Origin of the sequence: Methylophilus sp. (genome assembly GCF_035460085.1) — a bacterium.
Lineage (GTDB): Bacteria > Pseudomonadota > Gammaproteobacteria > Burkholderiales > Methylophilaceae > Methylophilus.
Genome location: NZ_DATHWZ010000054.1, coordinates 1 through 24,829, shown reverse-complemented (window position 1 = coordinate 24,829; position 24,829 = coordinate 1). Strand labels below are relative to the sequence as shown.

General features: G+C 46.6%; 21 protein-coding genes. 12 read left to right on the top strand and 9 right to left on the bottom strand.

Annotated elements, in window-relative coordinates; genetic code table 11:
* Positions 1 to 3 precede the first annotated feature (3 nt).
* From VK958_RS08040 to VK958_RS08015, 6 genes are read left to right on the top strand one after another with little or no spacing between them, the layout of a single operon-like run.
* Positions 4 to 1,269 (top strand): TadA family conjugal transfer-associated ATPase, encoded by a 1,266-nt coding sequence (locus tag VK958_RS08040; RefSeq protein WP_325240529.1) that lies wholly within the window; start codon positions 4 to 6, stop codon positions 1,267 to 1,269.
* Positions 1,266 to 2,183: a type II secretion system F family protein gene (locus VK958_RS08035; RefSeq protein ID WP_325240527.1), complete on the top strand. Its 918-nt coding sequence runs from the start codon at positions 1,266 to 1,268 to the stop codon at positions 2,181 to 2,183. The genes VK958_RS08040 and VK958_RS08035 overlap by 4 nt, the downstream gene beginning before the upstream one ends.
* On the top strand, positions 2,183 to 3,100 hold the full coding sequence (locus VK958_RS08030; RefSeq protein ID WP_325240525.1) for a type II secretion system F family protein: 918 nt from the start codon (positions 2,183 to 2,185) through the stop codon (positions 3,098 to 3,100). Before VK958_RS08035 ends, VK958_RS08030 begins: the two co-directional genes overlap by 1 nt.
* The gene (locus VK958_RS08025) at positions 3,097 to 3,786 is read left to right on the top strand and encodes a tetratricopeptide repeat protein (RefSeq protein WP_325240523.1); all 690 of its coding nucleotides are present in this window, start codon (positions 3,097 to 3,099) and stop codon (positions 3,784 to 3,786) included. The genes VK958_RS08030 and VK958_RS08025 overlap by 4 nt, the downstream gene beginning before the upstream one ends.
* Before the next feature lie 17 nt (positions 3,787 to 3,803).
* Entirely contained in the window at positions 3,804 to 4,133 is a 330-nt protein-coding gene (locus VK958_RS08020) for a DUF3613 domain-containing protein (RefSeq protein WP_325240521.1), read from the top strand.
* Positions 4,111 to 5,739, top strand: coding sequence for a TadG family pilus assembly protein (locus VK958_RS08015; protein WP_325240519.1), 1,629 nt, complete (start codon positions 4,111 to 4,113; stop codon positions 5,737 to 5,739). Before VK958_RS08020 ends, VK958_RS08015 begins: the two co-directional genes overlap by 23 nt.
* Positions 5,740 to 6,141: 402 nt before the next feature.
* On the opposite strand, the gene VK958_RS08010 is transcribed toward VK958_RS08015, so the two are convergent.
* Positions 6,142 to 6,402: a hypothetical protein gene (locus VK958_RS08010; protein WP_325240517.1), complete on the bottom strand. Its 261-nt coding sequence runs from the start codon at positions 6,400 to 6,402 to the stop codon at positions 6,142 to 6,144.
* Between the two features lie 148 nt (positions 6,403 to 6,550).
* Complete coding sequence (locus tag VK958_RS08005) at positions 6,551 to 6,763, bottom strand: hypothetical protein (protein WP_325240515.1); 213 nt, start codon at positions 6,761 to 6,763, stop codon at positions 6,551 to 6,553.
* Positions 6,764 to 6,975: 212 nt separating this feature from the next.
* Here VK958_RS08005 and VK958_RS08000 point away from each other — a divergent pair, with 212 nt between their 5' ends.
* Positions 6,976 to 7,725, top strand: a complete 750-nt coding sequence (locus VK958_RS08000) for an AAA family ATPase (RefSeq protein ID WP_325240513.1) — start codon at positions 6,976 to 6,978, stop codon at positions 7,723 to 7,725.
* 32 nt (positions 7,726 to 7,757) lie between these two features.
* Here the strand turns inward: VK958_RS08000 and VK958_RS07995 are convergent, their stop codons facing one another.
* Positions 7,758 to 9,914 (bottom strand): ATP-binding protein, encoded by a 2,157-nt coding sequence (locus tag VK958_RS07995; protein WP_325240511.1) that lies wholly within the window; start codon positions 9,912 to 9,914, stop codon positions 7,758 to 7,760.
* On the bottom strand, positions 9,911 to 10,492 hold the full coding sequence (locus tag VK958_RS07990) for a biliverdin-producing heme oxygenase (RefSeq protein WP_325240509.1): 582 nt from the start codon (positions 10,490 to 10,492) through the stop codon (positions 9,911 to 9,913). Before VK958_RS07990 ends, VK958_RS07995 begins: the two co-directional genes overlap by 4 nt.
* 174 nt (positions 10,493 to 10,666) lie before the next feature.
* On the opposite strand from VK958_RS07990, the gene VK958_RS07985 reads away from it, so the two are divergent.
* Both VK958_RS07985 and VK958_RS07980 read left to right on the top strand, forming a co-directional pair.
* Positions 10,667 to 12,682 (top strand): MHYT domain-containing protein, encoded by a 2,016-nt coding sequence (locus VK958_RS07985; RefSeq protein WP_325240507.1) that lies wholly within the window; start codon positions 10,667 to 10,669, stop codon positions 12,680 to 12,682.
* A gap of 51 nt (positions 12,683 to 12,733) precedes the next feature.
* A complete protein-coding gene (locus tag VK958_RS07980; protein WP_325240505.1) occupies positions 12,734 to 13,966 on the top strand; it encodes an MFS transporter in 1,233 nt (410 codons plus the stop codon).
* A gap of 43 nt (positions 13,967 to 14,009) precedes the next feature.
* On the opposite strand, the gene VK958_RS07975 is transcribed toward VK958_RS07980, so the two are convergent.
* The gene (locus VK958_RS07975; protein WP_325240503.1) at positions 14,010 to 15,545 is read right to left on the bottom strand and encodes a SulP family inorganic anion transporter; all 1,536 of its coding nucleotides are present in this window, start codon (positions 15,543 to 15,545) and stop codon (positions 14,010 to 14,012) included.
* A 373-nt stretch (positions 15,546 to 15,918) separates the two neighbouring features.
* Between VK958_RS07975 and VK958_RS07970 the strand changes: the two genes are divergently transcribed.
* Together VK958_RS07970 and VK958_RS07965 are read left to right on the top strand one after the other, a co-directional pair.
* Entirely contained in the window at positions 15,919 to 16,401 is a 483-nt protein-coding gene (locus VK958_RS07970) for a hypothetical protein (RefSeq protein WP_325240582.1), read from the top strand.
* Positions 16,402 to 16,438: 37 nt separating this feature from the next.
* Positions 16,439 to 16,969 carry a cytochrome b gene (locus VK958_RS07965; RefSeq protein ID WP_325240501.1) on the top strand — a complete coding sequence of 177 codons (531 nt, stop codon included), beginning with the start codon at positions 16,439 to 16,441 and terminating at the stop codon, positions 16,967 to 16,969.
* A gap of 512 nt (positions 16,970 to 17,481) precedes the next feature.
* Here the strand turns inward: VK958_RS07965 and VK958_RS07960 are convergent.
* From VK958_RS07960 to VK958_RS07945, 4 genes are all read right to left on the bottom strand, one after another.
* Positions 17,482 to 17,991, bottom strand: coding sequence for an OmpA family protein (locus tag VK958_RS07960; protein ID WP_325240499.1), 510 nt, complete (start codon positions 17,989 to 17,991; stop codon positions 17,482 to 17,484).
* A gap of 532 nt (positions 17,992 to 18,523) precedes the next feature.
* Positions 18,524 to 18,730: a cold-shock protein gene (locus VK958_RS07955; RefSeq protein WP_325240497.1), complete on the bottom strand. Its 207-nt coding sequence runs from the start codon at positions 18,728 to 18,730 to the stop codon at positions 18,524 to 18,526.
* 255 nt (positions 18,731 to 18,985) lie between these two features.
* Positions 18,986 to 21,448 (bottom strand): PAS domain S-box protein, encoded by a 2,463-nt coding sequence (locus tag VK958_RS07950; protein WP_325240495.1) that lies wholly within the window; start codon positions 21,446 to 21,448, stop codon positions 18,986 to 18,988.
* Entirely contained in the window at positions 21,435 to 22,949 is a 1,515-nt protein-coding gene (locus tag VK958_RS07945) for a DUF7125 family protein (RefSeq protein ID WP_325240493.1), read from the bottom strand. Before VK958_RS07945 ends, VK958_RS07950 begins: the two co-directional genes overlap by 14 nt.
* A gap of 420 nt (positions 22,950 to 23,369) precedes the next feature.
* Here VK958_RS07945 and VK958_RS07940 point away from each other — a divergent pair.
* Positions 23,370 to 24,829: putative bifunctional diguanylate cyclase/phosphodiesterase (locus tag VK958_RS07940; protein WP_325240491.1), on the top strand; the 1,460-nt coding region annotated here is incomplete at its 3' end.

Here is a 24,829-nt window from a genome sequence, read left to right as displayed (position 1 = left end):
AAGATGAACTTCCAGCTACGCGGACTCGATTACGGCCTGAAACAGGCGCAAGACTACCAGGAACTCAAGTTTCAGTTGCATCAGCACCTCATTGCAGAAATCGAACGCGACCACTTGGGATTGCTGGAGCTAACGCGTGACGAAGTTGCTGATTATGTGCGCGAAAAAGTGATTGCCTATGTGGCTGATCGACACCTGCCTATCAGTGGTTATGACCTGGATAACCTGGTAGAAGAAGTGGTCGATGAACTGGCCGGTTACGGCCCGCTGGAAAGCCTGATCAAAGATGACCGCATCAACGACATCCTGGTCAACGGCCCGAAAAAAATATTTATCGAGCGCGATGGAAGGCTGGAAACCACCACCTTGCGCTTTATCGATGATGAGCATGTGCTGCGCGTGATCCGCCGCATTCTCGCTCACCTTGGGCGCCGTATCGATGAAGCCAGCCCGATGGTGGATGCCCGTTTACCGGATGGCAGCCGGGTCAACGCTATCATTCCACCGCTGGCGCTGGATGGTCCTTGTCTTTCTATCCGTAAATTCCGCAAGCAACCGTTACTTTCCGGCGACTTGCTGCAATATGGCACGCTGGATGAGGAAATGCTGGCCTTCCTGACTGCAGCGGTTGAACGCCGCTGCAACCTGATCGTGAGCGGTGGTACCGGTGCCGGTAAAACCACTTTACTGAATGTGCTCAGCCGGTTTATTCCCCCTAATGAACGCATCGTCACCATTGAGGATGCAGCCGAGTTACAACTTGAACACGAGCATGTGGTCAGGCTGGAAACCCGCCCCTCCAATATTGATGGCAATGGCGAAATTACCGCCCGCGAGCTGGTAAAAAACTCCTTGCGGATGCGGCCAGACCGCATAGTGCTGGGCGAGGTCCGCGGCGAAGAAGTGATGGACGTACTGCAAGCCATGAACACCGGTCATGATGGCTGTATGAGTACCGTGCATGCCAATAGCCCGGAAGACGCCATGCTGCGCTTCGAGATGCTGGCTGGCCTGGCCAGGTTCCAAGGCACGGAAAGTACCTTGCGCAAGATGATTACGGCCGGCATTGAACTGGTGGTACAGATTGCACGCATGCCGAATGGGCAGCGTAAAGTCATTTCAATTACCGAGATCGCCGGTGTCAGGGATGACCAATTTGTGCTTAACGAGCTATACGCTTACGACGCATCCACCGGCTACTTTGCTCATCCTGGCGTCAGGCCTTGCACCCGAAAATTACAGAACCTGCCATTCCGGAGGCAGGCATGACTACACTCGTGGTATGCATTATTCTGGTCTCTGTTGGCATGTTGCTGCTCGCCGTCTGGATATTCAGGTACAGCAGGCAGGCTCGCATCCGCGAACTGATGGTCAGCCATTTCCGGGAGGTATTGCCGAATGGCATTACTGTAGCCGGAGTTGTGCCCGGTGCACAGCAAACGCCCTGGCACCAATTCAAAACACGTGCCTCTATCTATATCGGCTTTGACCTGCAAAAGAAACATGCATTTCTGATCCCGGCCGGATTGATCTTGATAGGCATGATCGGCTGGCTGATTTATGGCCTTGCCGGCGCAACCCTGATTGCCGGCATCACCCTGTTCACCTTCGGATTTTTACTACCCTATAGCCGTTTACGCCGCCGTCAGGCGCAGACCATCGCCCAGATCCCCCTATTTATTGACCAGCTGTTACGCAGCCTGAGCACCGGGCGCAGCCTGGAGAGTGCAATAAGATTTGCAGCCAACGAGTCGGTGCCCCCCTTGCGTTATGTCGTAGACCGCGTCACACGTGCCGCCGACCTCGGCGCCGACATGGTGGAGAACCTGACCGAGGCAGCCAAGCTGCACAACCTGCGTGAACTCAATCTGATCGCGTTAGCCATGCGGATCAGCAATCAGTATGGCGGCAGTCCGCGCGACATGCTGGATAGCATAGTCAAAATGGTCCGCCAGCAGGAATTGGCTCGTCGGGAATTGGCAGCCATGACCGGCGAAACCCGGATGTCGGCCTGGGTACTGGGGACCACGCCTCTCGCCATCGCCATCTACATCATGGTGATGAACCCGACCTACCTGAATATGCTGCTGGATGATCCTACCGGCAAAACTTTGCTGATGACCGCTCTGATGCTGCAAGGCGTGGGCGCATTTATCCTCTGGCGCATGTTGCGGAGTGTGTAATGAACATTTTGTGGCCGATTTCTCTGGTGTTTTTGCTGTTAGCAGCAGGCCTGATGTTATATGGCGCACTCAAGGACAGCCACCCGAGATATATACAGCGCCGTTTCCGTGAGGCTTTGCAGCAGGAAGGTATTCACATCTCGACCCGGCTTGGACCACTCGACCTTGAAGAAGTCGTGCATGACGTACTGGACAAGGTCTCAAGCAGCGAAATGGAAGAAATGCAACGTCTGCTGGTACAGGCAGGCTGGCCTGGCACCAAGGCAAAACTCACCTTTTTACTGGCCGCATGGCTGCTACCGCTGGTACTAGGGTTGATGGCAGCGGCTTACGCGATATTGAATCAGGATACCTGGATCAATGTCCTGTTCCATCTGCTGTTCGCCTTTGCCGCAAGCTTTGTGCTTGTCCGCCGATTGCTCCGCTGGAAGGCACAAAGCCGTCGGGACGCTATCCGAAAGGAAGTGATTCCGTTTTTGCATTTGCTGCGCATGCTGTTTGAAGCGGGCCTGTCGATGGAGCATATCTTGCTGGTCATTGAGCAGCAAGGCCAGGACCTGATTCCCAATCTGGCCAATGAGTTGCAACTGGTGATCAACCGGATACAGGCAGGCCAGGACCGTTCAGACGCGCTGATCGAGATGGCTGCGCCACTGGAAGTGATGGAGTTGAATGACACCATCGCCATGCTTAAACAGGTCACGCGCTACGGCGGTAATATCCGGGATTCACTGGCGGAATACACTACATTGGTTGAGCAACGCCAGGTGTCGGATTTGCGCGAATATGTCAGCAAACTTTCTGCCAAAATGACGGTGGTGATGGTTTTATTCCTGTTTCCGGCACTGATGATTTTCCTGGCTGGGCCAGGCTTTATGGGGCTATCCAAAGCCCTGAATGGAGTAAATGGTTTATGAGATCGATCACATTGATAATCACACTCGCCTGCCTTTGCCTGCAACCCTCATTAAATGCGATGGCAACTGATGCGAAAGCGCCCATTAAGCTCACGGCAGACAAGGCTTGCACAGAGCTTGTCCCCGAAGAGTCCACGCGTCTGGCGCTGATTCAACAAATGCTGGCAGATGGCAAACCCCACGCCGCCATCGCCCACCTCGATGCGATCAAGTCAAAAAGTGAACGCGCAGAATTATTGCGCGCACATGGCCTGCGCCAAACCGGGCGTGCGCAACAGGCACAGGTGATTTACGAACAGTTAACCAACAGCTGCGTTTCCGGGCACGCCTATCGAGGTTTGGGCCTGATCGCCAGCAGTGCCGGCAACCTGCCTGAAGCATTGCGCTACCTGAAAGCGGCCAGTAACACACTGCCTACCGAACACACTATCCGCAATGATCACGGTTATGTATTGATGCAAAGCGGCCAGCATGACGCCGCCTTGCATGAATTCCTGACGGCGGTGGAACTGGCACCTGATTACCGACAGGCTGCGCATAACCTTATTTTATTGCTTTACCAGCAAGGCGATACCGCACGCGCAGAGGCGTTTGCCAAGCAGTTCGGCATTGTCGCCGATGAAATGCAGCAACTGAAGAAAATGACCCAAGCGGGCAATAAAATCGGCCCTGTAGCTACCCCCTGAGCAATGAGGAGATCATCATGAGCCGTTTATTTATTTGTATGCTGAGTGGATTATTAAGTATCCATATCTCGCTGGCAGAAGAAGTGCAGAGCCTGCCTACGCATGCCACGGCAGCATACCCTTCAGCCCAGCCATCTTCAAGCCAGTCATCGGGAATCACACCATCCATCCCAACGCTGTTGCCAACACAGCAATGGCTGGAACTGCAACGTTCAGGGAAATCGGCCTCAACCCAGGCGCAGCCATACTCCGGCGAAGTCATGGATAAAGTACATACCCGCTACCTCAAAAGCTTTGAAAAACCGATTCCGGAATTCTTTGAGCATGAGATGCGGACCGCTCGCTAAATATCCCTACCAGCGCGGGTCCATTGGACTCGTCGGAGGACTATTATTGCTGATGGCATTGCTGCTGACAGCCCTGGTGGTAGACAGTGGACGCCTGTGGATGCAACAAAAACATTTGCAAACCGTTGCCGATATGGCCGCAATCCATGCCGCGCGCCATCTCGGTTGTGATGCCAGCCAGCAAAGTGTCACCCAAATGGCACAACAGGCAGCCGTCAATAACGGCTTTGATGGCCAATTATCAGCAACGCCGAACCAGGTGCTGTTAGGCAAACTGGATACCGTACAAGGCATACGCCAGTTCACTGCCGACGGCAGTCGTGGCGCGGTGTACGTCAGGGCCACTAGAGTGGTGCCTAGCAGCATGGTGGCGGGTGGCATGTTTGGCGGCACGGTCGCTTTACATGCCGAAGCAGTATCGGTCTCTGATCCATCCCTGGCAACCTTTGGCGTAGGCAGCTTCACCACCAATCTCAGCAGCCAGCAATCTGTATTATTAAACGGTTTGTTAGGAGGCATGCTTGGTGGGCCACTCTCACTGGATGCACTCACCTATCGAGGTATTGCAGCCACGACAGTGACCTTGCAAGATATTCTCGCCGTCTCCGGGCAAAGCGGTACGGTAGAGGGTTTATTGAACACCAATATGCAAATTGGTGATCTACTGGACCTGATTGCTACTGCCGCAGCACGCAATAGCGTGGCAGACATACAAGCGATTTCGGCGATACAGAACATAGCCAATATGACCGTGAAAACCGCGACGCTCAAACTGGGTGATGTGCTGGCCGTCAGGACGCCCGACGCCAACGCTGCCGCGACTGTGGCGCTCAATGCTTTATCCATGATCACCACCGCAGCCATGATCGCTAATGGCGTCAATGCCATCACCCTGCCATTGAGCATCAATGTGCCGTCACTCACCAGCGTCAATGCGCAGGTGACTATCATTGAACCACCTCAACTGGCTATCGGCCCGGCTGCGGAAAGTGGAGGCTTATGCACCCAGGCACGCACCGCCCAGCTCAGGGCGCGCGTAGCTGTATTGGTGAATATTCCGTTGCTGGCACGTATTGACCTCGCACTCGGTGTCGAAGTGGCTCAAGGCTCTGCCGGCCTGCGCAGTATCCGCCACAATGATGGCGACACCGAAGTGGAAATCGAAGCCAGCCCGGGTATTGCCGCGCTGACGCTGACGAATATCGCGGGTACGCAGCCAGCCAGGATTTCGACCCTATTGAATATTCCCATCGCGGATATTGGCCTGAATCTTCCATTGCAGCCGCCTAATCCGCAAACAATGGAATTCACTGTCGCGCATCCGATCGAGAATCACCTGCCCCTGGCGCAAACTGTGACCAGCCCCTTAGGCAACAGCCTGCAGAATGCATTGGGTCAATCGAATGTGTTGACGATCAGCGTGTTGAGCATATTAAATCTCGGGTTGGTCAATAATGTGATCTCTTCAATCGTCAGCCCGCTTTTGGCAGAGATAGGCAGGACATTGCTAGACCCGTTATTGAATTTATTGGGCATCAGTTTGGGCGGTATGGATATCACATTGGATGATGTGCAGTATCGCCAGGCAAAACCGTTGGCTATCTAATGGATGCATATGGTCTGATGCGGCAACTAAAAAGTGAGCAAGCCAAGGATTACGAGTACTGAGAAAAGCAAAAAGGCACCCCGGAGGAGATGCCTTTTTTAACACTGGATCAATATGCAAATTGTCGAATGCGGGTAGGGATTGTTTCACTCCGTTAACATAATTACTTATCCTAACGGTCCTAGTAGCAAAGCAAACCCTGGACACCATAATGCAGGGAAACATTTTGCATGCCTATAGGAGTTTTTCCCGAATTAAATTTAAATAGCTGTTTGAAGCTCGAAAAGTGGATTTTTGCCTGCATATCGTATGATAGATTCTTGTCAGTCATTTCAAAATAATCTGCCTCAATAAAGTGCCGCATCAAAATTGCGAGTTTTCAACTCCATAGAAGGTGTTTTTTCACAGAGGATTCTTAGGTGGAATCAATGAATCGTCCAGGATTTTTCCAGGTTCGATCTCAGGCTCAATAACGGGTGCAATTTCAGGCTCGACTCCAGGCACCACTTCAGGATCAACGCCCGGAATTTTCCCAGGCTCAATCTCGGGAGTGCTTGGGGGATTAACATCGTCACTTGTATCAGGATGGATATCCATCTGATGATTGGGCTGACCGGCTTGCTCGCCAGTGCCCTCAATTGTGCCATTTGGGTCAGTAGCCATCATTTTTCCTTTTCCAGAATTAGGTGTTGATTAATTTGTTGCCAGATGTGCAATCTTAATTAACACCTAACAAATTTATCATCAGAAAATAACTGATACTGCTGTAAGAATTATGTGTCAGCATGATTACGTACTACTAATTGAATGTTTATTGCAAACGTTTAACGAGACCCGGTTCTATCTTTGTTTTTATCGTAGGATGGTCTTCAGGGTCTACGCATGGCACATTGCCTGGTTGCTTTTCCAGATCCGTAGGCGGGCTTCCTGAATTGCCGTCATTATTTCTATTAACATTGATATCTTTGTATTTATCTTTCGGGTGATCAGTCCCCTCGATAGGGCGATTTAATTCGGTAGTCATTGCATCTCCTTTTCAAGCCTGTTCAAAATCAGCCTGGTTTTATTAAGTGTCAGGAAATGATAATAATGAGGTGATTTTAAAATCATCAGAACAATACTGATTCTGCTGTCAGAGATTCCCTAGATTTTTCACAGCCGGATTTAGCAAGCTTTTAAAGCTGATTGATATTAAACTTCAAGTTGGCATCAATCTACTATCGCATTTCAAACAACATGATCTCAACTCAATACGCCAGAAATATCAGCCTGAAACGGGATGAGATTGAGTCGTTTGAAAACTACCCGTTTTGTCTTCCCGCTGTTCGGTCTTTACATACACTGGAGTTGCACCCCAAGATCACCTTTCTGGTGGGGGAAAATGGCTCGGGGAAATCAACATTGCTCGAAGCCATTGCGGTTTCATTAGGATTCAATCCTGAAGGTGGTACCAAGAATTTTCGTTTCGGGACACGTGCATCACACTCGCAGTTAAATGAATTTATCCGTGTTGCCAAAGGTACAAGGCAACCAAAAGATGGTTTTTTCCTGCGTGCCGAAAGTTTCTTTAATGTCGCCACCGAGATAGAAAACCTGGACGCAGCCCCTTCATTCGGACCACCGATCATCGATTCGTACGGCGGGCATTCGCTGCACGAGCAATCGCACGGTGAGTCATTTCTCGCTTTGATGATGAACCGTTTTGGCGGCAAAGGGCTTTATATCCTGGATGAGCCGGAAGCAGCGCTATCTCCGCAACGCCAGTTAGCGGTGCTCACGCGAATGCATGATCTGATCGGTGATGATTCGCAATTTATTATCGCCACACATTCGCCTATCCTGATGGCCTACCCGGATGCCTGGATATACTCCTGCTCTACAGCCGGGCTCACCAGAACTGAGTACAAAGACACTGAGCATTATCAAATCACACATGATTTCATCACTCATCCGGAGCGAATGCTGCGGCTACTTTTGGATATTTAACCGGCCTCGCAAGATAATGTTTGATGAATGGATCAATTGTTAGCAGCAAGTTTTAGGGTGAAAACTACTTCCCCATTCTCACTATCATAGGTGTAGATGATTTCACCATTGTGGGCTTTCATGATCTGATTCGAGATATACAGGCCTAAACCCATACCGGTTTTATTACGATCATTTTGTTTTGACAAGCGCTTGAAAGGGTCAAACAATATTCTGGTTAATTCGGGCTCTATCTCGGTGCCTTTGTTTCTGACAGCCAGCATAATCACTTCTGCCTTTTTTTGCAGGCTTACCTTGATCGGTGTGCCAAGCTCGCCATGATGCCTGGCATTGCTGATTAAATTGGCAATCACCTGGCTAATCCTGTCAGGATCGACAACCGTGACTATGTCGAAGATATCAGAAATGATTTCTGAATTTGGGTAGCCGACCCGGTTTTCTTCAATCATTTCGTTCAATAGAGCGGCCAGGTTTGTTTCGATAGGGTATACCTTCAGGCCCACCCCTCCCTGCAGTTTGGCCATATCCATCACATCAGTAATTAAGCGGCTCATCCTTCCTGTCGAGCTTTTGATCCGCGCCCGCATTTTCGAACTGCCTTCCTCGCGTTCCAGGAATTGATTCGCCATACTGATAGAATTTAACGGGTCCCTTAAGTCGTGGCCTAAAATCGCCATCAACTGCGTACGTAAACGGTTATTCTCGGCACTTTTGGCGTTGGTGATCTTCAACAAATCGAGTTGCAGGTCTTTAGCCAGAAATATTTCGGTTTGCGTCCATACCTCACACTGGCCTTTGATGGTTTGTTTCCACTCATCAAATGAGCCTCTTGGTGTGAGCCGGATACCCAGAGGGCCAACTTTATACTCTTTTTCGGGGAAACCCGACCAGCTGATTGTGTGCACTTTTTCCAATCGCAGATAGATGATCCAGCTGCGATCATTTTTGTCGATGGAGAACCCCAAGGCACCGGTCAGCCCATTGCCCCAGGTTGAGAAAAAGTGAGGCGCCTCCTGGATCGAACTAAACTGAAAATAATCTTCGGTTAAACTATCTAACCAGGGAATCAGCTCATTGGCTAATTCCGGGCTCACTTCGAGCGGATTCACCCTGCCATTAAAGGTAATTAATACCGCATCGGCTGGGATGATTTTTTTAAGCGAAGCCGCGCTTTCCAGCAAATCCTGAACGTAATCCTCTGAATTGACTAGCTTTAAAGAAAGTTGGGCACGCTCAGCGGAGGTTAACACTTTCTGGTCTGCGGCAGCCTTGGTTTCAAGCTGGTTAACCGTACTGCCAAGTATCTGGCAAAGTACATCGCCCGCCATGCGTATTGAATAAGGCACCTGTTTGGCAGACATGTGATGACATGCAATCAGCCCCCATAGCCTTCCATTCACTACGATTGAAATACTCATGGATGCTTCCACACCCATATTCTGTAAATATTCGATGTGGATAGGTGACACACTCCGTAGTATGCAGTGACTCATATCCAACAAAGGTTGAGGGCCTAAACTAAGTACTGGCACAGGTTTGCTGGATACGTCCGAGATCAGGCGCAACGTATTTTCAATATACAGTCTTCTTGCCTGGGGAGGAATATCGCTGGCCGGGTAATGGCGATTCACAAGAGGGTCCAGATCCCCCCGCTTTGACTCAGCCACGATGTGCCCACTGTCGTCCTGATGAAAAACATAAGACATCACCCTATCAAACCCGGTGATGTTCCTGATTTCATTAGCTGCTGATTGCATGACTGCGGCTATGGTTTTTTGCTGACGGATCACGTTAAGTGCCTTCTGCACCTTTACCGAAAAAGAGATGGTGTCATCATCAGTCTGGCTTCTGATTTCAAATTCGGCGATAACGATATCCGCATAGATGTGCATCACCAGATCATAAACTTTGTGGTCAATCGCCTTGAGTTCATGCGTGATCAGTATCGCTTGACCATTTCTGGCCTCTTCGAGATATTGCAGAATAAATTCAGCTGCTCCCGGTAAAGTTTCCAGATGCTGCCTAGTCAGCGCACTAGAAGGAATATTACCGAGAAAGCTGGCCGCATTTTCACTGAAATAAAGCAAATCCCCATTCAGTGCAAAGCCCAATAAAACGCCATTCGGCTGGATAGATCCAGGCGTATGGATGGGTTCTTGATCGCAATTATCCAGTGTTAATTGTGTCATTTTAATTGAGACACCTCATGCAATTGTATATAGCGCTGAAAAGCCCATACGGAGCCTTCCTGGGCACTGGCCAAGTCTTCTTCAGTCCATGCATGCGCCTCCAGTTTATCCAGGAATTTTTTCCAGCGATACTTGCCATGCATTTTTGAATCCTGCATAAATTCAATGGGCGCAGCGGGAAACAGCTGTGTTGCCTTGTGATGAAGCATGGCTGTTCCCAATGCTGAACCTTTAACGACGTATTCGATGCCCAGACAGTAGGCAACACTCAGCCTGGCAGGCGTTGGGTTGCCAGCAGCGTGAGGGCTCACTTTGACCTTCAGTGTCTGCAGATCACGATCGAGCAGCTTTAATAGCATCGCATTGATCTGGCTAAACTCAGTTGATGGAAAACTAGTGCGGTCAATAAATGCCGCTATCTCAGAAAGCCAGAGTTTGAAAGCAAGCAAATGCTGAGAATAATCTTCGATTAATGGGTGTGAAGAGGCCAATGGTAGGCTATTATCCAATTTTGCATGCAATTCTGCCGTGGCTTTGCGTAGCAGAGGTAATACTGTGTCTGAAGCCGTTATTATCATAGCTGCACATGTGGACATTAAGATATATTACTATTGCAATAACTATTATTGCGCCGCAATAATAGCATTGAATCATGAAGCATGATTGTTACACATTTGTGCGCTTGATGCGCTTATTACATCATCACCATATAAAAACTTCGAACAACCAGCCACTGGCAAAAAAGGCAAATCATGTTGGTTAGTCACTATCAAACATCCCTCGTCATAGTCTCTATCCTCGTTGCCATTTTCGCTTCTTACTTCGCCATCAGCCTGGTGAGCACCATCACAAAATCGGATGCAAAAGCTGCGCGCTGGTGGATAACCGGTGGTGCATTAGCCATTGGTACCGGCATTTGGGCCATGCATTTCATTGGCATGCTGGCATTTCGCTTGCCTATCCCTCTCGGATATGACTTAAGTATCACGTTTTTGTCATTGGCGCTTCCTATCGGGGTATCTGCTTTGGCCCTGTGGCAAGCCAGTCGTCCCCAGTTACCCTTTAAAAGCCTGGTTATCAGCGCATTGTTGATGGGCGCCGGGATCACCGCCATGCATTACACCGGCATGGCGGCCATGCGCATGCAACCTGGCATTATTTATGACCCTTTATTGTTCGTGGGATCCGCCTTGATTGCAGTGGGTGCCTCAGGCGCAGCCATGTGGATAGCTTTCCGGTTACGGCAAGAACCTACTCACGTTTGGCTCACGCGACTATGTGCAGCGATCGTGATGGGCTCGGCGATTGTGGGCATGCACTATACCGGTATGGCCGCAGCAGAGTTTCCGCTGGGAAGTATCTGCATGGCTGCAATAGAAGGTGTCAGTCAGGACAGTTTGGCGCTGATCGTCATCATCGCCACTTTCGGCATACTAACGATTGCTATGACCGCATCCCTGTTCAATGCTCGACTGGAATCACGATCCCAGATTCTAGCGCTGGTGCAATCCACTTCAGATGAGCGCCAGGATTTATTGCAGCGTGAACGAACGGCGCGACATTTAGCGGATAACCTGGGGCTGCAAAATCAACAACTGCTTAAAAGCTCAGAAGAGCGCAAGCGTCTCTACGAAACGATTTTAAATACTGTTCCTGATTTTATTTACGTTTTTGAATTCGGTGAGGTTCACCATCACTTTGCCTACGCCAATGAAGAGCTCCTGAAGCTGTTTGGCCGAACCTATGAAGAAACTATAGGCAAGACTTTTCTGGAATTAGGCTATGAGCCCTGGCATGCTGAAATGCACGATAAGGAAATTGACACTGTACGGAATACTAAACAACCCCTTCGCGGTGAAGTCTTTTTTAATGGTGCGTTTGGCAGACGCATGTATGACTATATTTTTGTGCCGGTATTTGATGAGCGTGGTGAGGTCAAGTGTGTGGCCGGCACCACCCGGGATGTGACGGAGCGCTACAACGTACGAGAAGCGCTGAAACAGAACGAAATTGTTTTAAAGCAGAGTGAACAGGCTCTCCGCGAAGCCGATTTGCGAAAAGACGATTTTCTTGCCATGTTAGCGCATGAATTGAGAAATCCGCTGGCACCGATCAGCGCGGCTGCGCACATCATGTCTTTAAGCCAATTTGATGAAAAAAGAGTCCGCAATGCTACTGAGATCATTCAGCGCCAGGTAAAGCATATGGTGGGGCTGGTCGATGATTTACTGGACGTGTCCAGAGTCAACCGGGGGCTGGTCATCATTGAAAATACGCCGCAAGACATGATTGCCGTCATTTCCGATTCGGTAGAGCAAGTTAAGCCTTTGATCGATTCCAAGCAGCAAGCGCTATCCATTGCGGTGGAATCGGGGCCAGTCACAGTATTAGGCGATTTCAAACGTTTAGTCCAGGTAGTCTCCAACCTGCTCAACAATGCTGCGAAATATACCCAGGCGCAAGGCAATATCAGTCTGCGCCTGAAAACCACCAACGATCAAGTGACGATCACGATCACAGATGATGGTATTGGCATCATCCCAGAAGACCAGGAATTGATTTTCGACTTGTTTGCCCAGGCAAAACGCAGCTCTGATCGCTCTCAGGGTGGATTAGGCCTAGGGTTAGCGCTAGTCAAAACCTTAGTCCAGCTTCACGACGGAACGGTCAGCTGCCACAGTGAAGGCCTGGGATCGGGCAGCCAATTCACTATTACCCTCCCTCTGCGATCAAAAGCAGATACTGCACTGCAAGAGAGTCACGAATAAATGTCATCTGCGTGTGCATTTGGTTTATTCACATTCATTTAGGAATCTAGCTTGAGTAGTCAACCAATCAGCCGTCGTAATACACTTTCTTTAGATGCCCTGAATTTCTTCCTTGCAGATGTCCGCGATGGACTAGGTCCTTATCTTGCTATCTATCTGCTAGCCGTGCATCACTGGCAACCCGCCAGCATCGGTTTTGTCATGACGCTTGCAGGAGTGACGGCGTTAGTCACCCAAATACCTGCTGGCGCCTTGCTTGATAAAACACATAGCAAACGCGCCGTGATAGTGGTTGCAGCGTTATTGGTCACGATCAGCAGCGTCACGCTTCCCTTTGTCAGTGCATTCAGCTGGGTAGCATTCACCCAAGCCATTAGCGCCCTCTCTGCCTCAGTATTTGCACCGGCAATCGCTGCCATATCGCTAGGGATCACTGGTCCACGCGCGTTCACGCAAAGAACCGGTCGCAACGAAACATTTAACCATGCAGGCAATGCCGTCGCCGCACTTTTGGCAGGTAGCTTCGCTTACTTTTTTGGCCCGACGGTCGTTTTTTATTTGATGGGAGTGATGGCGATCGGCAGTGTAATTTCTGTCAGCTTTATATCTGCAGAAGCAATCGATCATCACCTTGCGAGAGGCGCAATCCCAAGTCCGACAACAGGTACTGAACATGCTTCCGGTCTGGGCATATTACTTACTAACAAACCGCTCATCATTTTCGCCATTTGTTGCGCACTATTTCACCTGGCAAATGCGGCCATGTTGCCGCTTGTCAGCCAGAAACTGGCCCAGATTGATTTACAGATGGCGACGCCACTGACATCCGCTTGTATTGTGGCCGCACAGCTGGTGATGGTGCCTATGGCTATCCTGGTCGGATCCAAAGCCGATATATGGGGTCGCAAACCTTTACTGCTTGCTGGCTTTCTCATACTCCCACTGCGCGGTGTCTTGTATATATTGTCCGATGATCCTTACTGGTTAGTGACCGTGCAGCTGCTGGACGGCATCGGTGCCGGCATCTTTGGTGCCCTGTTTCCTATCATTGTGAAAGATCTCACCCAGGGAACAGGGCGATTTAACGTTAGCCTTGGCGCCCTCTCCACCGTCTTTGGCCTAGGCGCGGCCCTTAGCCCCGGCCTGGCAGGGTTAGTTTTGCAACAATCAGGTTACAATGCCGCTTTCTTAACCCTTGCCGCGATTGCTGCGGCGGCCTTTGCCTTGTTATTGCTGGCCATGCCGGAGACTAAAGAATTTTCTGAAGATACCGCGGTCAAGTAACGTGCTGTATAAAGCGCAGCGCATTCCATAGGAGAATTAATTTCTAACCAAGCTTATTATCAGAAACAGGATATTTAGGATCCTCTGAAATATTCACTTCAATCATCTCTTTCGCATTTTCAAGCAGTGCCTGACAATCCCGACTTAAATGCCTCAGATGTAATCTTTTTCCGGCAGCTTTATATTTGGCCGCCAAGCCGTCAATAGCGACTATTGCAGAATGATCCACAACCCTCGCATGTTTAAAATCAATCACAATATGTTGTGGATCTTCAGCAATACTGAATAAGGTTTGGAAGTTCGCCACAGAGGCGAAAAATAATGTGCCATTCAAAACATATACGCGCGTGCCGGTATTCTCTGTTTCAACCTGCACTGTAATTCTCTTTGCGTGTTCCCAGGCAAAAATCAAGGCAGAAACAATCACGCCAGCAATCACCGCAATTGCCAGGTTAGCCACAATGGTCACGCCACCGACCAACAGCCCCACAAACACATCTTGTTTTGGCACCTTGCCAAATAAATTAAGAGTACCCCATTCAAACGTTTTTTCAGCCACCACAAACATAACACCAATCAGCGCGGCTAACGGAATCATCTCAATCCATCTAGAGGCAAACAGAATAAATGAGAGCAAGAACACCGATGTGGCAATGCCAGACAGTCGTTTTAGTGCGCCATTATTAATGTTGATCATGCTTTGACCAATCATGGCGCAGCCGCCCATGCCGCCAAACAATGCAGTCACGACATTTGCTGCACCTTGCGCCATGGATTCACGATTAGGGCGACCTCTGGTATCCGTCATTTCATCAATGAGATTCAGGGTCAGTAAAGTTTCAATCAAGCCGACAGCGGCCAGTATCAGCGCGTAAGGAAAAATAATAGACAGCGTTTCTAAATTGAATGGCACTTCTGGAATATGAAAACTTGGCCAACCTCCTGCAATCGAACCCAGGTCTCCCACGGTTTTAGTTTCTAATCCGCATAAAATGACCACGCCTGTCACCGCCATAATCGCTGCTAATGTTGATGGTATCGCTTTAGTAATTTTAGGCAGCAAGTAGATGATCGCCATGGTGACAGCGATCAAGCCCACCATAATGTACAGCGGTTGCCCTGACATCCACACAACGGCGCCATCCGGGCTAACCGTTTTGAAATGCCCGAATTGCGCCAGAAAAATCACGATTGCCAGGCCATTCACAAAACCCAGCATCACTGGATGCGGCACCATACGAATAAACTTGCCTAGCTTGGCAACAGCAAAAAGTATTTGTAACAAGCCCATCAAAATAATCGTGGCAAATAGATATTGCACACCATGCTGCACCACTAATGCGACCATCACCACAGCCAAAGCACCAGCTGCACCAGAAATCATGCCGGGACGACCACCAAAAGCAGAAGTAATAAATGAAACCAATACTGCCGCGTACAAACCCGTCAAAGGGGACACATGCGCAATTAATGCGAACGCAATGGCTTCTGGCACCATTGCTAAAGCGACAGTTAAGCCACTTAAAAGATTAACTTTTGCCTCGTCAAACTTTGATGATGACGTTTCTAATGTAAACATAGGGTACTTTCATTGAGTAGCTGCATATCTGGCACCAGGTTAGATGCGCTTATGAGATGCACTTGGAAATTATTTAAATAAGATAAGCGAAGAGCATAGACATCAATGCGCTTAGTCTTAAGAAGTCGAGCCAATAACTCGAACTGAGTTGAAAATATTACATTGGTGTAAAGCTCAAGTGGTTGCTGGATTATATCCTTTGCGCCATGACCCACAAAACAAAAAGCCAAGGTGAACTGATCTTAAGGCTTATCCCTATTGATGAAATCCTAATCTGTAATCTCTCATCAAAACTCCCTTGCATTAGGTAAAAAAAGTTTATAGAATAATTAGACAGACCTGTCTGCATATTGATTGGATCATCCACTTGCTGGTGTTGCCAATCATGCTCAAGCACGCCGACATCAGGCTATTTATTACAAACAAGATTTCAAGGGGAAATAAAATGAATCAGGATAAACATGCAGGGAATGTCATCTTATTGAGAACAGCCTGCATCACTTTGCTTGCCGGGTTGGTGCTTGCATGGTGCCTTGTGATGACCAGAGGCATGAAGATTCCATACATGCTCAATATATTCACCAGCACCGAAAACCTCCTCTCCGGTCATTTAGACTACTTGATGATGACTATGCTGTTATTAGGTTTTTACGCTTCAAAAATCAGCTTACCCAAGTTTGTCATTTGGCCAATGGCACTAGGCTCGATCGGCAACCCGACAGCGTTTCTAGTCTTAGCGATAGCGCCTAAGATTCATTCATTGCCATATATCTTGTTCCTCTACACCACCTTATCGTTAACCACCTTTGGTTTTGGGATGGCTGCAATTAAAGTGCTCAGATATTCCCTCAAATAAACTGCCTTTAGAGGGAACAATATCTGGGCTGATAACTATGGGCATTGATCTTAAAAACTCGAAAATACAATATGGTTTGATAGCGAGAATGTTGCATTGGACGAGTGTGGCAACACTATTGACTGTCATCGTGGTAGCCAGCCAGTTTTCAGATTTAGCTACCGGCCCTGAGAAGTTGGAATTCATATCCCTGCATTCGTCAATCGGCATCTTGTTACTCATGCTGATGATTGCAAGGTTGACATGGCGAAACCTGAATCCAAATCCTATCTACTCTTACAGCATCAAACCCTGGCAAAAACTGTTAGCTATTTCTCTTCACAGATCAATATACGTCATCATCATTGCACAATGCATTGCAGGCATATTGATGTTGCTAACCAGCGGCCAAACAGTGCACTTTTTTGATGTATTTGAACTGCCTGCATTGCTGGATAAAGCTTCCTCCATCCACGTGACAATCTTAGGTTTCCACTATTTAATCTCTGTGATGATTTATCCCTTATTCGCTGTCCACATCTCTGCGGCTATCTACCATCAGATTTTTGGCCTGGTGGAAGACCATTAATCGTGAAAAAATACTAACGGCGATAAGGTAAGCAGTCTCCTACGTATAAATAAGATTGGGTCGGATACGTTTGAGAGTGGTTGTGTAATTAAATATACACACGTTCTAAATTTATAAATTTAGCCCCGAAAATCCACTGTTTATAAAGGATCCAAAATGAAAAAAATCTTATTTTTATTAGCTTTGACAACAATGGCACGTAAAGTAATGGCCGCAGTCAAAAATGATAAATCAGCCTGTGCTGAGACAAAGCCTAAACAGGCTGTTTAAGCTGAACCTGACTGTTAAAAAAGAGACTGTTTGAGCAGTCTCTTTTTTTACAAAAATACTATCCTCAACCCCAACCAGACTTATCTATTAAGACTTTCTCTACTCATAAGGCTGACTGATTAGAAGTAATCAAAGCTAAAAGTTGAAAACCTAATCATAAAAAAAACGCCTTACATTTCTGCAAGGCGTTTTATGCTTTAGTCGAAATTGATTTTCTATAAGCTGAGCATCAATAATCAGTGTTATTTGACACCATAGTTAATATCCACACGGCGATCTATTTTGTGGCAATGTTCGTCAGGACAATCCCGGCTTGCAAACTCATTACCGTAACTGATTGTCTCAAGTTGCGCATTTTTTACGCCTTGCGCATTGAATGCATTTTTCACTGCCACTGCGCGACGTAAACCAAGATCTTTGTTGTAGTCTGGCGTACCTCTTTCATCCGAATGACCTTGCAGTGAAATCTTGCTTTGCGGATGATTCAATAAATATTTGGCATGTACTGCAATCAGGTTTTTATATTTTGGATTAAGGGTATCGCTGTTGTAATCAAAATATACCTGGCGGTTTGAAAGATAAGCGCCATATATCTTGTATGCCCTGCCTTCATCTTTCTCACCTACAGCATGCTCTGCTGCGGTTTCCTGTTTTGATGTTGGATTACCAGTATGTGATAAATCCGTTGGTGTACTTTTACAAGCGGTTAGAACAAATGCAAGTGCAACGATTTTCCATGTGTATGCCTTCATAACTTCTCCTTTTTTTGCAACCTTATTATTGAACGCGCAATGTTTCACATAGCCGTTTTGTTGTTAATAACCAGCGTAGGGCTCACTAGGATAGAGGCTTTCTTCGTATCAACAGCATCAGACTAACCATTTTTGCGATAAACATTTATCGGAAAACTTCTCTAAACCTTGTAGGAATTTGCCTGCTTGGTAAACCTTGGGTTGATGCCAAGCCCTATGTGGTTTATCACTCTTAAATGATTCAAGTAGATTAAGCAGTGAAATTTTGCTTATCAATGCCAGGCAGCATCCGTACGCTCCAGCCTTCTGCTAGATAACAGTACTTATGCGCGAGCACAACTCAAGCAATGGTGGCAAAGGCTGGATGTAGAGGCTATAAAGCGAGAATTACCCGTAATTTTGAAAGGAATGGAAAGATGAATATTGAATGTTTCCAAAAGCTTAATCATCACTTCATTTTGATGGACGTAAAAAAGCCCAGTAACACTGGGCTTTTGATTAAGCAATGCATCACTGCTTATCTGCTGGAAGATTATTCCGGCTTGATATTCGCTGCTTGCTCGCCTTTAGCGCCAACCACGATATCAAATGATACACGTTGACCTTCATTGAGGCTTCTAAAGCCGCCATCTGAAGCAATCGCTGAGAAGTGTGCGAACAAATCTGCACCACCATTATCTGGAGTGATAAAACCAAAACCTTTAGCGTCGTTAAACCACTTTACATTGCCTATAGCCATGTTAATTCCTTTTGAAAATAAAAATAAGGCATTTGCCTGAAGTTAGGCGAGAAACAAGACTAGGAATGAAAAAGAGAAGAAACTTATGAAAGAAACTAAACTGATAAAAACTAAAGGACTTGCAATTCACCGCCCATCCACTATGAGCCAATCATCGGAATATAGCAAGGTTTATTTAAGTATTGATACATTTCATGGATCAGCACTCATTTACTAAACACCTTTATAAATTTTCTTTATAAATAGCCATGCATATTAAATAAGATCATTTATTTTTATGATCAAGGATTCCATTTCAAATGGTTTTGTAATCATGGCCATACCCTCACGCAAAAATCCAGAAGATGCGATTGCTGTTTCTGCATAGCCAGTCATAAATAAAACTTTTAGTTCAGCTCTTTCAACTAGGGCAGCATCTGCAATTTGCCTTCCATTCAGTCCGGGCAATCCTATATCTGTGAGTAGTAAATTAATAGACGCTTTACTTTTTAAAATATCCAGACCGGAAGGACCATCATTTGCTTGAAGCGTTTTATACCCAATATCCTCAAGAGCATCTACAACCAGTCCTCTGATAATTTCATCATCTTCAACCACCAGTATCACTTGCCCGTCTGCTGTCACTGAATCCAATAAGATTTTCTCTTCAATGACCGGTAATGCGCTGTATTGGACTTGGTATTTGGGTAAATAAAGGTGCAATGTTGTGCCGACACCTGTTGCACTTTCTATTTTACTGAATCCTTCAGACTGCCTGGTAAAACCATAAATCATTGATAAGCCTAGCCCTGTCCCCTGACCTTGCGGCTTAGTGGTGAAAAATGGATCAAATGCACGCTCAACGACATCAGGTGTCATGCCTGTTCCGGTATCACTGACAGAAATCCTGATGAACTCGGCATCATCATGACTAGCAAATTTTTTCTCAACCAGATTCTGAGTCTTGATCTTCAGCTGACCACCATCCGGCATTGCGTCCCGCGCGTTGATGGCTAGATTAAGAATTGCATTTTCTAATTGGTTGATATCGCAAAGCGTTTCCCATAGATGCTCTTCCAGGTCCAGCTCGAACAAAATATTTTCGCCTAAAGTTCTTAATAATAAATCTTCCATTGACCTGATGAGAGGATTCACCTGAACAGGTTTAGGGTCTAAAGGTTGCCTACGTGAAAAGGCTAACAACCGATGTGTTAATCCAGCCGCACGAAACGATGCACTTAAAGCATTATCAATATAACGTTCGATATCTATAGTTTTACCGAGTTGCAGGCTTTTTTTGATGACGTTTAGCGAACCGGTGATGCCTTGAAGTAAATTATTGAAATCGTGCGCAATGCCACCAGTTAGCTGTCCGACAGACTCCATCTTTTGCGACTGCCTTAATGTATCTTCAATCTTTAACCGCTCATCCATTGCTGTTTGTAATGCTAAAGTACGTTCAGCAACTTGCTCTTCTAAAACGATTTGAGATTGGTGCGAAATTTCTTCAGCAATTTTTCGATCGGTGATATCCATCACGAATAAATGGAAACCATCAATGAAAGTACTTTTGGCTACTCGGGGTAAAAAACGCACTTCCGCTTCTCTTCTTTTACCGTCTAAATGCGGCCAGGTAAGCTCACAATGAATATCTTCGCCACTTAGTGCATTAGCTATATGCGTTAAAGAAACTGCATTCGTTCTTTCAACTAAAAAACTTTCGATTTGACAACCAATCAGTTCACTTGCATGCTTATAAAACCAATTCTCGCACGCATTATTCACAAACTTTATCCGGCCTTCCATATCGATAAAGGCAATCAATACAGGTAAAGAATCTGTGACTAAGCGAAGTTCACTTTCACTCTGCTTTAAAGATTCTTCAGCATTCTTACGCTTATCTATATCTATTAAAACGCCAGGAAACCTTACTGCAACCCCTTGGGTGTCCAATTCACAATTGCCATTTGCTTCAACCCAGCGCCAACTGCCATTTTCATTTTTAACGCGATATTCAGCGCGATAAATTCCTCCAGTTTTCACTGTTTCGGAAATCATATGATTCAAATAGTCTTGGTCTTCAGGGTGGACTAACTGTACAAACGAATCAACAGCCACGCCATTCTTTAACGCATATGGACTGGTGCCAAAGGTTTTAGCTAATCGCTCATCTCCCGTCAGCAGATCATTTTTGACATCCCAAACCCAGGTCCCCAGCACTGTGCCAGAACTTAATGCCAAATCAATACGCTCATTAGAGTCGCGAAGTCGTTCTGCCGATTGACTAAGTTCTTCGAGTTGATTACGTATTACATACTGTCTTAATCTTGCCGTTAATGCCCATTTTACGGCACTGATAAGAGACTCTCTACTTAACGGTCTTTCAAGCACCATTACGTTGGAGATTCTTTCGGGTAACAAACTGCGAACTGCAACACTGTTTGTATGAGAAGATATTTGTCTGGCTGGCGCCAGATATATAAAAGGAATATCTGACCAGGTTGGTTGCGCATTTAAGGCGTCAATCAATACATTAAGATCTATTCGCGCTATAGATTCGCTGGTTAACAAAATAGCACCCGTATCATCGTTAACCGCAAGCGCTAACTCATTAACAGAATGAACTACCTGAGCTTCAATTCCAGCACTGGATAATAATGTTTGACAATACTCTGCATCCCGACCAAGTGAAGCTAAAATGAGTACAGTGCACTTACCCACTAAACTATTGGGGTTCATCTGTACGAGGTTCTAATAATTGGTCGGACTTACCTGTGTAGTCTGGCACACCTGTTAAAACCCCTTTGAATTTATCTAACACTTCACCAACGCGCAATCCTTGCGAGTCAACCCTCAGTTCACGGATGGTATCTTCATGAGATCCACCACGGTTTTTGATGATGGATATGGCTTTTCTGATCCTGCCTTCAAATTCAAAGAACCGTAGCAGAATCACAGCGTCGGCCACATAGCTAACATTCAGTCCCGTCACTGACATCGTACCCACCAGACTTTGTTGCGGGTTGATGAGTAACGTCACGATTCCTTGTTGGTTAAGATAAGACAGCATTTCATGAATTTGCAGGAGTAATTGTTTTTCTTGTGGCATAGAGGATATATAACCTGCCAGGCTATCCACCACTATCATTTTCACATCACACTCTTCGACTTCTTTTTTGACTATACAGGCAAATTCACCTGGAGTAATTTCGGCAGGATCCATTTGCCTGATATGAAGTTGATCAGAATCTATATATTGTTGGAGATCAAATCCCAAGAGTTTTGATCTCGTTAAAAGTGTGCCGATCCGCTCATCAAATTCATAGATGACAGCTCGCTCACCCCGCTTACAGGCTTCTGCAACATACTGAAGGGCAATATTGGTTTTACCACTGCCAGAAGGGCCTGTAATGAGTGTAGTGGTTCCTCTTAGCATGCCGCCATCCAGTAATTTGTCTAATTCATCTATTCCAGATCCAACTGGCTCACCCACGAACGGGGTATGAAATTTAGAGGCAATCAATCTTGCATGAACAACTACGCCACCTTTTTTTATAGCAAAATCGTGAAAGCCGGCATTGAAGTCAACACCTCTCAGCTTTTGGACTTGTAGTCTTCTGGTGGCACCACCGAACTCCAAAGTTTTTCGTTCTAGTGTGATCACTCCATGACAAAGGCTGTGCAGATGCACGTCACGTTCGCCAGCGTTGCCCGTCATATCATCAACGAGTAAAACGGTGATTTTTTTCGAGGCAAAATGTTGCTTGAGCATTAATAGCTGGCGTCTGTAACGTAATGAGTCTTGCGCCAACAATCGCATTTCTGACAGGCTATCAAACACGACCCTACTCGGTTTTATCTGTTCAACCTTGTCAGTGATCAATTTAATGGTTTCAGAAAGCTCAACTTCCCAAGGATGCAAGATACTCTGTTCACGATCGAAACTCAGCGCAACATCTGCCTGCGCTAGCTCAAATAACGGCATGGCTTCTAAATTCCATCCATGTGATTCACCTACTGCATACAATTCTTCAGCAGTTTCTGACAAGGTAACGTATAAAACTTTCTCACCTTTCGCCAGACCTTCTATCAGAAACTGTGTAGCAACAGTCGTTTTTCCAGAGCCAGGAGCACCTTCGAGCAGGTAAAAACGACCAGCCGGCAGTCCGCCTTTAAGTACAGCATCCAAGCCTTCTATGCCTGTGCTTGCCAAATCGATTTTTTCTGGATGTAGGTTCATTAATATAATAAATTGAGTGAATAGCACACAAATTACATGTGTTGTAACAAGTCGTCAACAAAGGTATGACTTGGTTAAATTGAAATTGTTCAGGTCCGGTATTCCTCTGAACGTTGTGCTCTCTACTTATCGGAGGCAGTTTAAGTCTGGGCAAACCCTGCTCCTACACCACGACAATATAACCGCCAATTATTTTTTCTGAGAACAAGATCACTTGCATATAAGCCGTCATAAGCCTAGTATCAGTAAAGCCTGTATTTATTCATTCTGCATACTAGATAATATCGGTCAAAATTTACATAAATAATAAAAACTGAAAGTTATCATGCTTACTAGAGTGCGTTATCCGCATGGCAAGTCCCTTCATCTCATACATCCCACACCGCTCAATCAGTGGCCTTTTCATCTGGCTGACCTGAATTGAGCGCATCAGCACAAACGTTAGAGGTAAAGTATTCCGCTCTTGAAGCAGCAAATTCGGCATTAGTTGCCGCCAATAAAGCACTTGCTTTTCAGAATGAAGAAAAAGAAAAACGGGCGGCAGAACTTGCAATCGCAAATGTTGAATTAGCTTATGAGAACTCAGAAAAAGAGAAACGTGCAGCCGAGTTAGTCATCGCCAATCGCGAATTGGCATACCAGAATCAAGAGAAAGAAAACCGTGCGGCTGAACTGGTAATTGCCAATAAAGAATTAGCTTTTCAAAATAAAGAAAAAAGTAAAAGAGCCGCTGAACTGATTGTTGCCAATAAAGAACTGGCCTTTCAAAATAAGGAGAAGAGCAAGCGCGCTGCCGATTTGATAGCAGCGAACAAAGAGCTTGCTTTCCAAAATGATGAAAAGGAGAAGCGTGCAAGTGAGATGAATGAACTTGCATTTTATGATCCGCTTACAAAGCTACCTAATAGAAAACTCCTGGTAGATCGTCTTCAGCAAGCCTTATCCACCAGCCTCCGAACTGGCCAGGAGGGTGCAGTACTCTATCTGGACCTGGATAACTTCAAGACACTGAATGACACCATAGGACATGATTATGGCAACTTGCTTCTGCAGCAAGTGGCCGAGCGTATCGCGGCATGTTTACGTGCAGCGGACACAGTGGCCCGCATCGGCGGTGATGACTTTGTCATCATCCTGCAAGCACTGAGTACGCGCAATCTTGAGGCCGCTGCCCAAGCCAGGGCTATCTCCAACAAAATCCTCATTGAATTAAACAAGCCTTACCAGCTTGAGCAAAATCCATATATTTGTACCTCAAGCGTGGGTGTCACGCTGTTTAACCGCAAGGAATCGATGGTTGAGGAGTTGTTGCAGCAGGCAAATATTGCGATGTATCAAGCCAAAAAAGAAGGCGGAGATATCATTCGCTTCTATGATCCGCACATGCAAGAAGTGATCAATGCGAGAGCTTTACTCGAAGAGGAACTGAACGTAGCCATTAGGGAAGATCAATTCAAACTGTTTTATCAAGTGCAGGTGGATGCATCAGGTAAAGCGGTGGGGGCAGAAAGCTTGATTCGATGGGTACATCCTGAGCGCGGATTTATTTCACCTATAGAGTTTATTCCCCTGAGTGAAGAAACAGGCCTGATATTGCCGATAGGCGATTGGGTCATCAACACCGCCTGTGCGCAATTACGTGATTGGCAACAACAACCTCACACACGCGAGTTGAGTTTATCCATCAATGTGAGTGCCAGACAATTTACGCAAGCCTACTTTGTGGACCAAGTGAAGCTTGCCTTGCAGCGCTTTAATGTAAACCCCACGCTGCTTAAGCTTGAGCTGACAGAAAGCTTGTTGCTGCATGATGTTGACCAAGCCATTGATACCATGAATACATTATGCAAAGTAGGCGTGCGCTTCTCCCTGGATGATTT

Coding starts and splice junctions, on each gene's coding strand:
- VK958_RS08015 (WP_325240519.1), top strand. CDS start 4,111: ATGAGATGCGGACCGCTCGCTAAATATCCCTACCAGCGCGGGTCCATT.
- VK958_RS07960 (WP_325240499.1), bottom strand. CDS start 17,991: ATGAAGGCATACACATGGAAAATCGTTGCACTTGCATTTGTTCTAACC.
- VK958_RS08025 (WP_325240523.1), top strand. CDS start 3,097: ATGAGATCGATCACATTGATAATCACACTCGCCTGCCTTTGCCTGCAA.
- VK958_RS07945 (WP_325240493.1), bottom strand. CDS start 22,949: ATGAACCTACATCCAGAAAAAATCGATTTGGCAAGCACAGGCATAGAA.
- VK958_RS07995 (WP_325240511.1), bottom strand. CDS start 9,914: ATGACACAATTAACACTGGATAATTGCGATCAAGAACCCATCCATACG.
- VK958_RS08030 (WP_325240525.1), top strand. CDS start 2,183: ATGAACATTTTGTGGCCGATTTCTCTGGTGTTTTTGCTGTTAGCAGCA.
- VK958_RS08010 (WP_325240517.1), bottom strand. CDS start 6,402: ATGGCTACTGACCCAAATGGCACAATTGAGGGCACTGGCGAGCAAGCC.
- VK958_RS08000 (WP_325240513.1), top strand. CDS start 6,976: ATGATCTCAACTCAATACGCCAGAAATATCAGCCTGAAACGGGATGAG.
- VK958_RS07955 (WP_325240497.1), bottom strand. CDS start 18,730: ATGGCTATAGGCAATGTAAAGTGGTTTAACGACGCTAAAGGTTTTGGT.
- VK958_RS07950 (WP_325240495.1), bottom strand. CDS start 21,448: ATGAACCCCAATAGTTTAGTGGGTAAGTGCACTGTACTCATTTTAGCT.
- VK958_RS08020 (WP_325240521.1), top strand. CDS start 3,804: ATGAGCCGTTTATTTATTTGTATGCTGAGTGGATTATTAAGTATCCAT.
- VK958_RS07990 (WP_325240509.1), bottom strand. CDS start 10,492: ATGATAATAACGGCTTCAGACACAGTATTACCTCTGCTACGCAAAGCC.
- VK958_RS08005 (WP_325240515.1), bottom strand. CDS start 6,763: ATGACTACCGAATTAAATCGCCCTATCGAGGGGACTGATCACCCGAAA.
- VK958_RS07975 (WP_325240503.1), bottom strand. CDS start 15,545: ATGTTTACATTAGAAACGTCATCATCAAAGTTTGACGAGGCAAAAGTT.
- VK958_RS07965 (WP_325240501.1), top strand. CDS start 16,439: ATGGGCATTGATCTTAAAAACTCGAAAATACAATATGGTTTGATAGCG.
- VK958_RS07985 (WP_325240507.1), top strand. CDS start 10,667: ATGTTGGTTAGTCACTATCAAACATCCCTCGTCATAGTCTCTATCCTC.
- VK958_RS08035 (WP_325240527.1), top strand. CDS start 1,266: ATGACTACACTCGTGGTATGCATTATTCTGGTCTCTGTTGGCATGTTG.
- VK958_RS08040 (WP_325240529.1), top strand. CDS start 4: ATGAACTTCCAGCTACGCGGACTCGATTACGGCCTGAAACAGGCGCAA.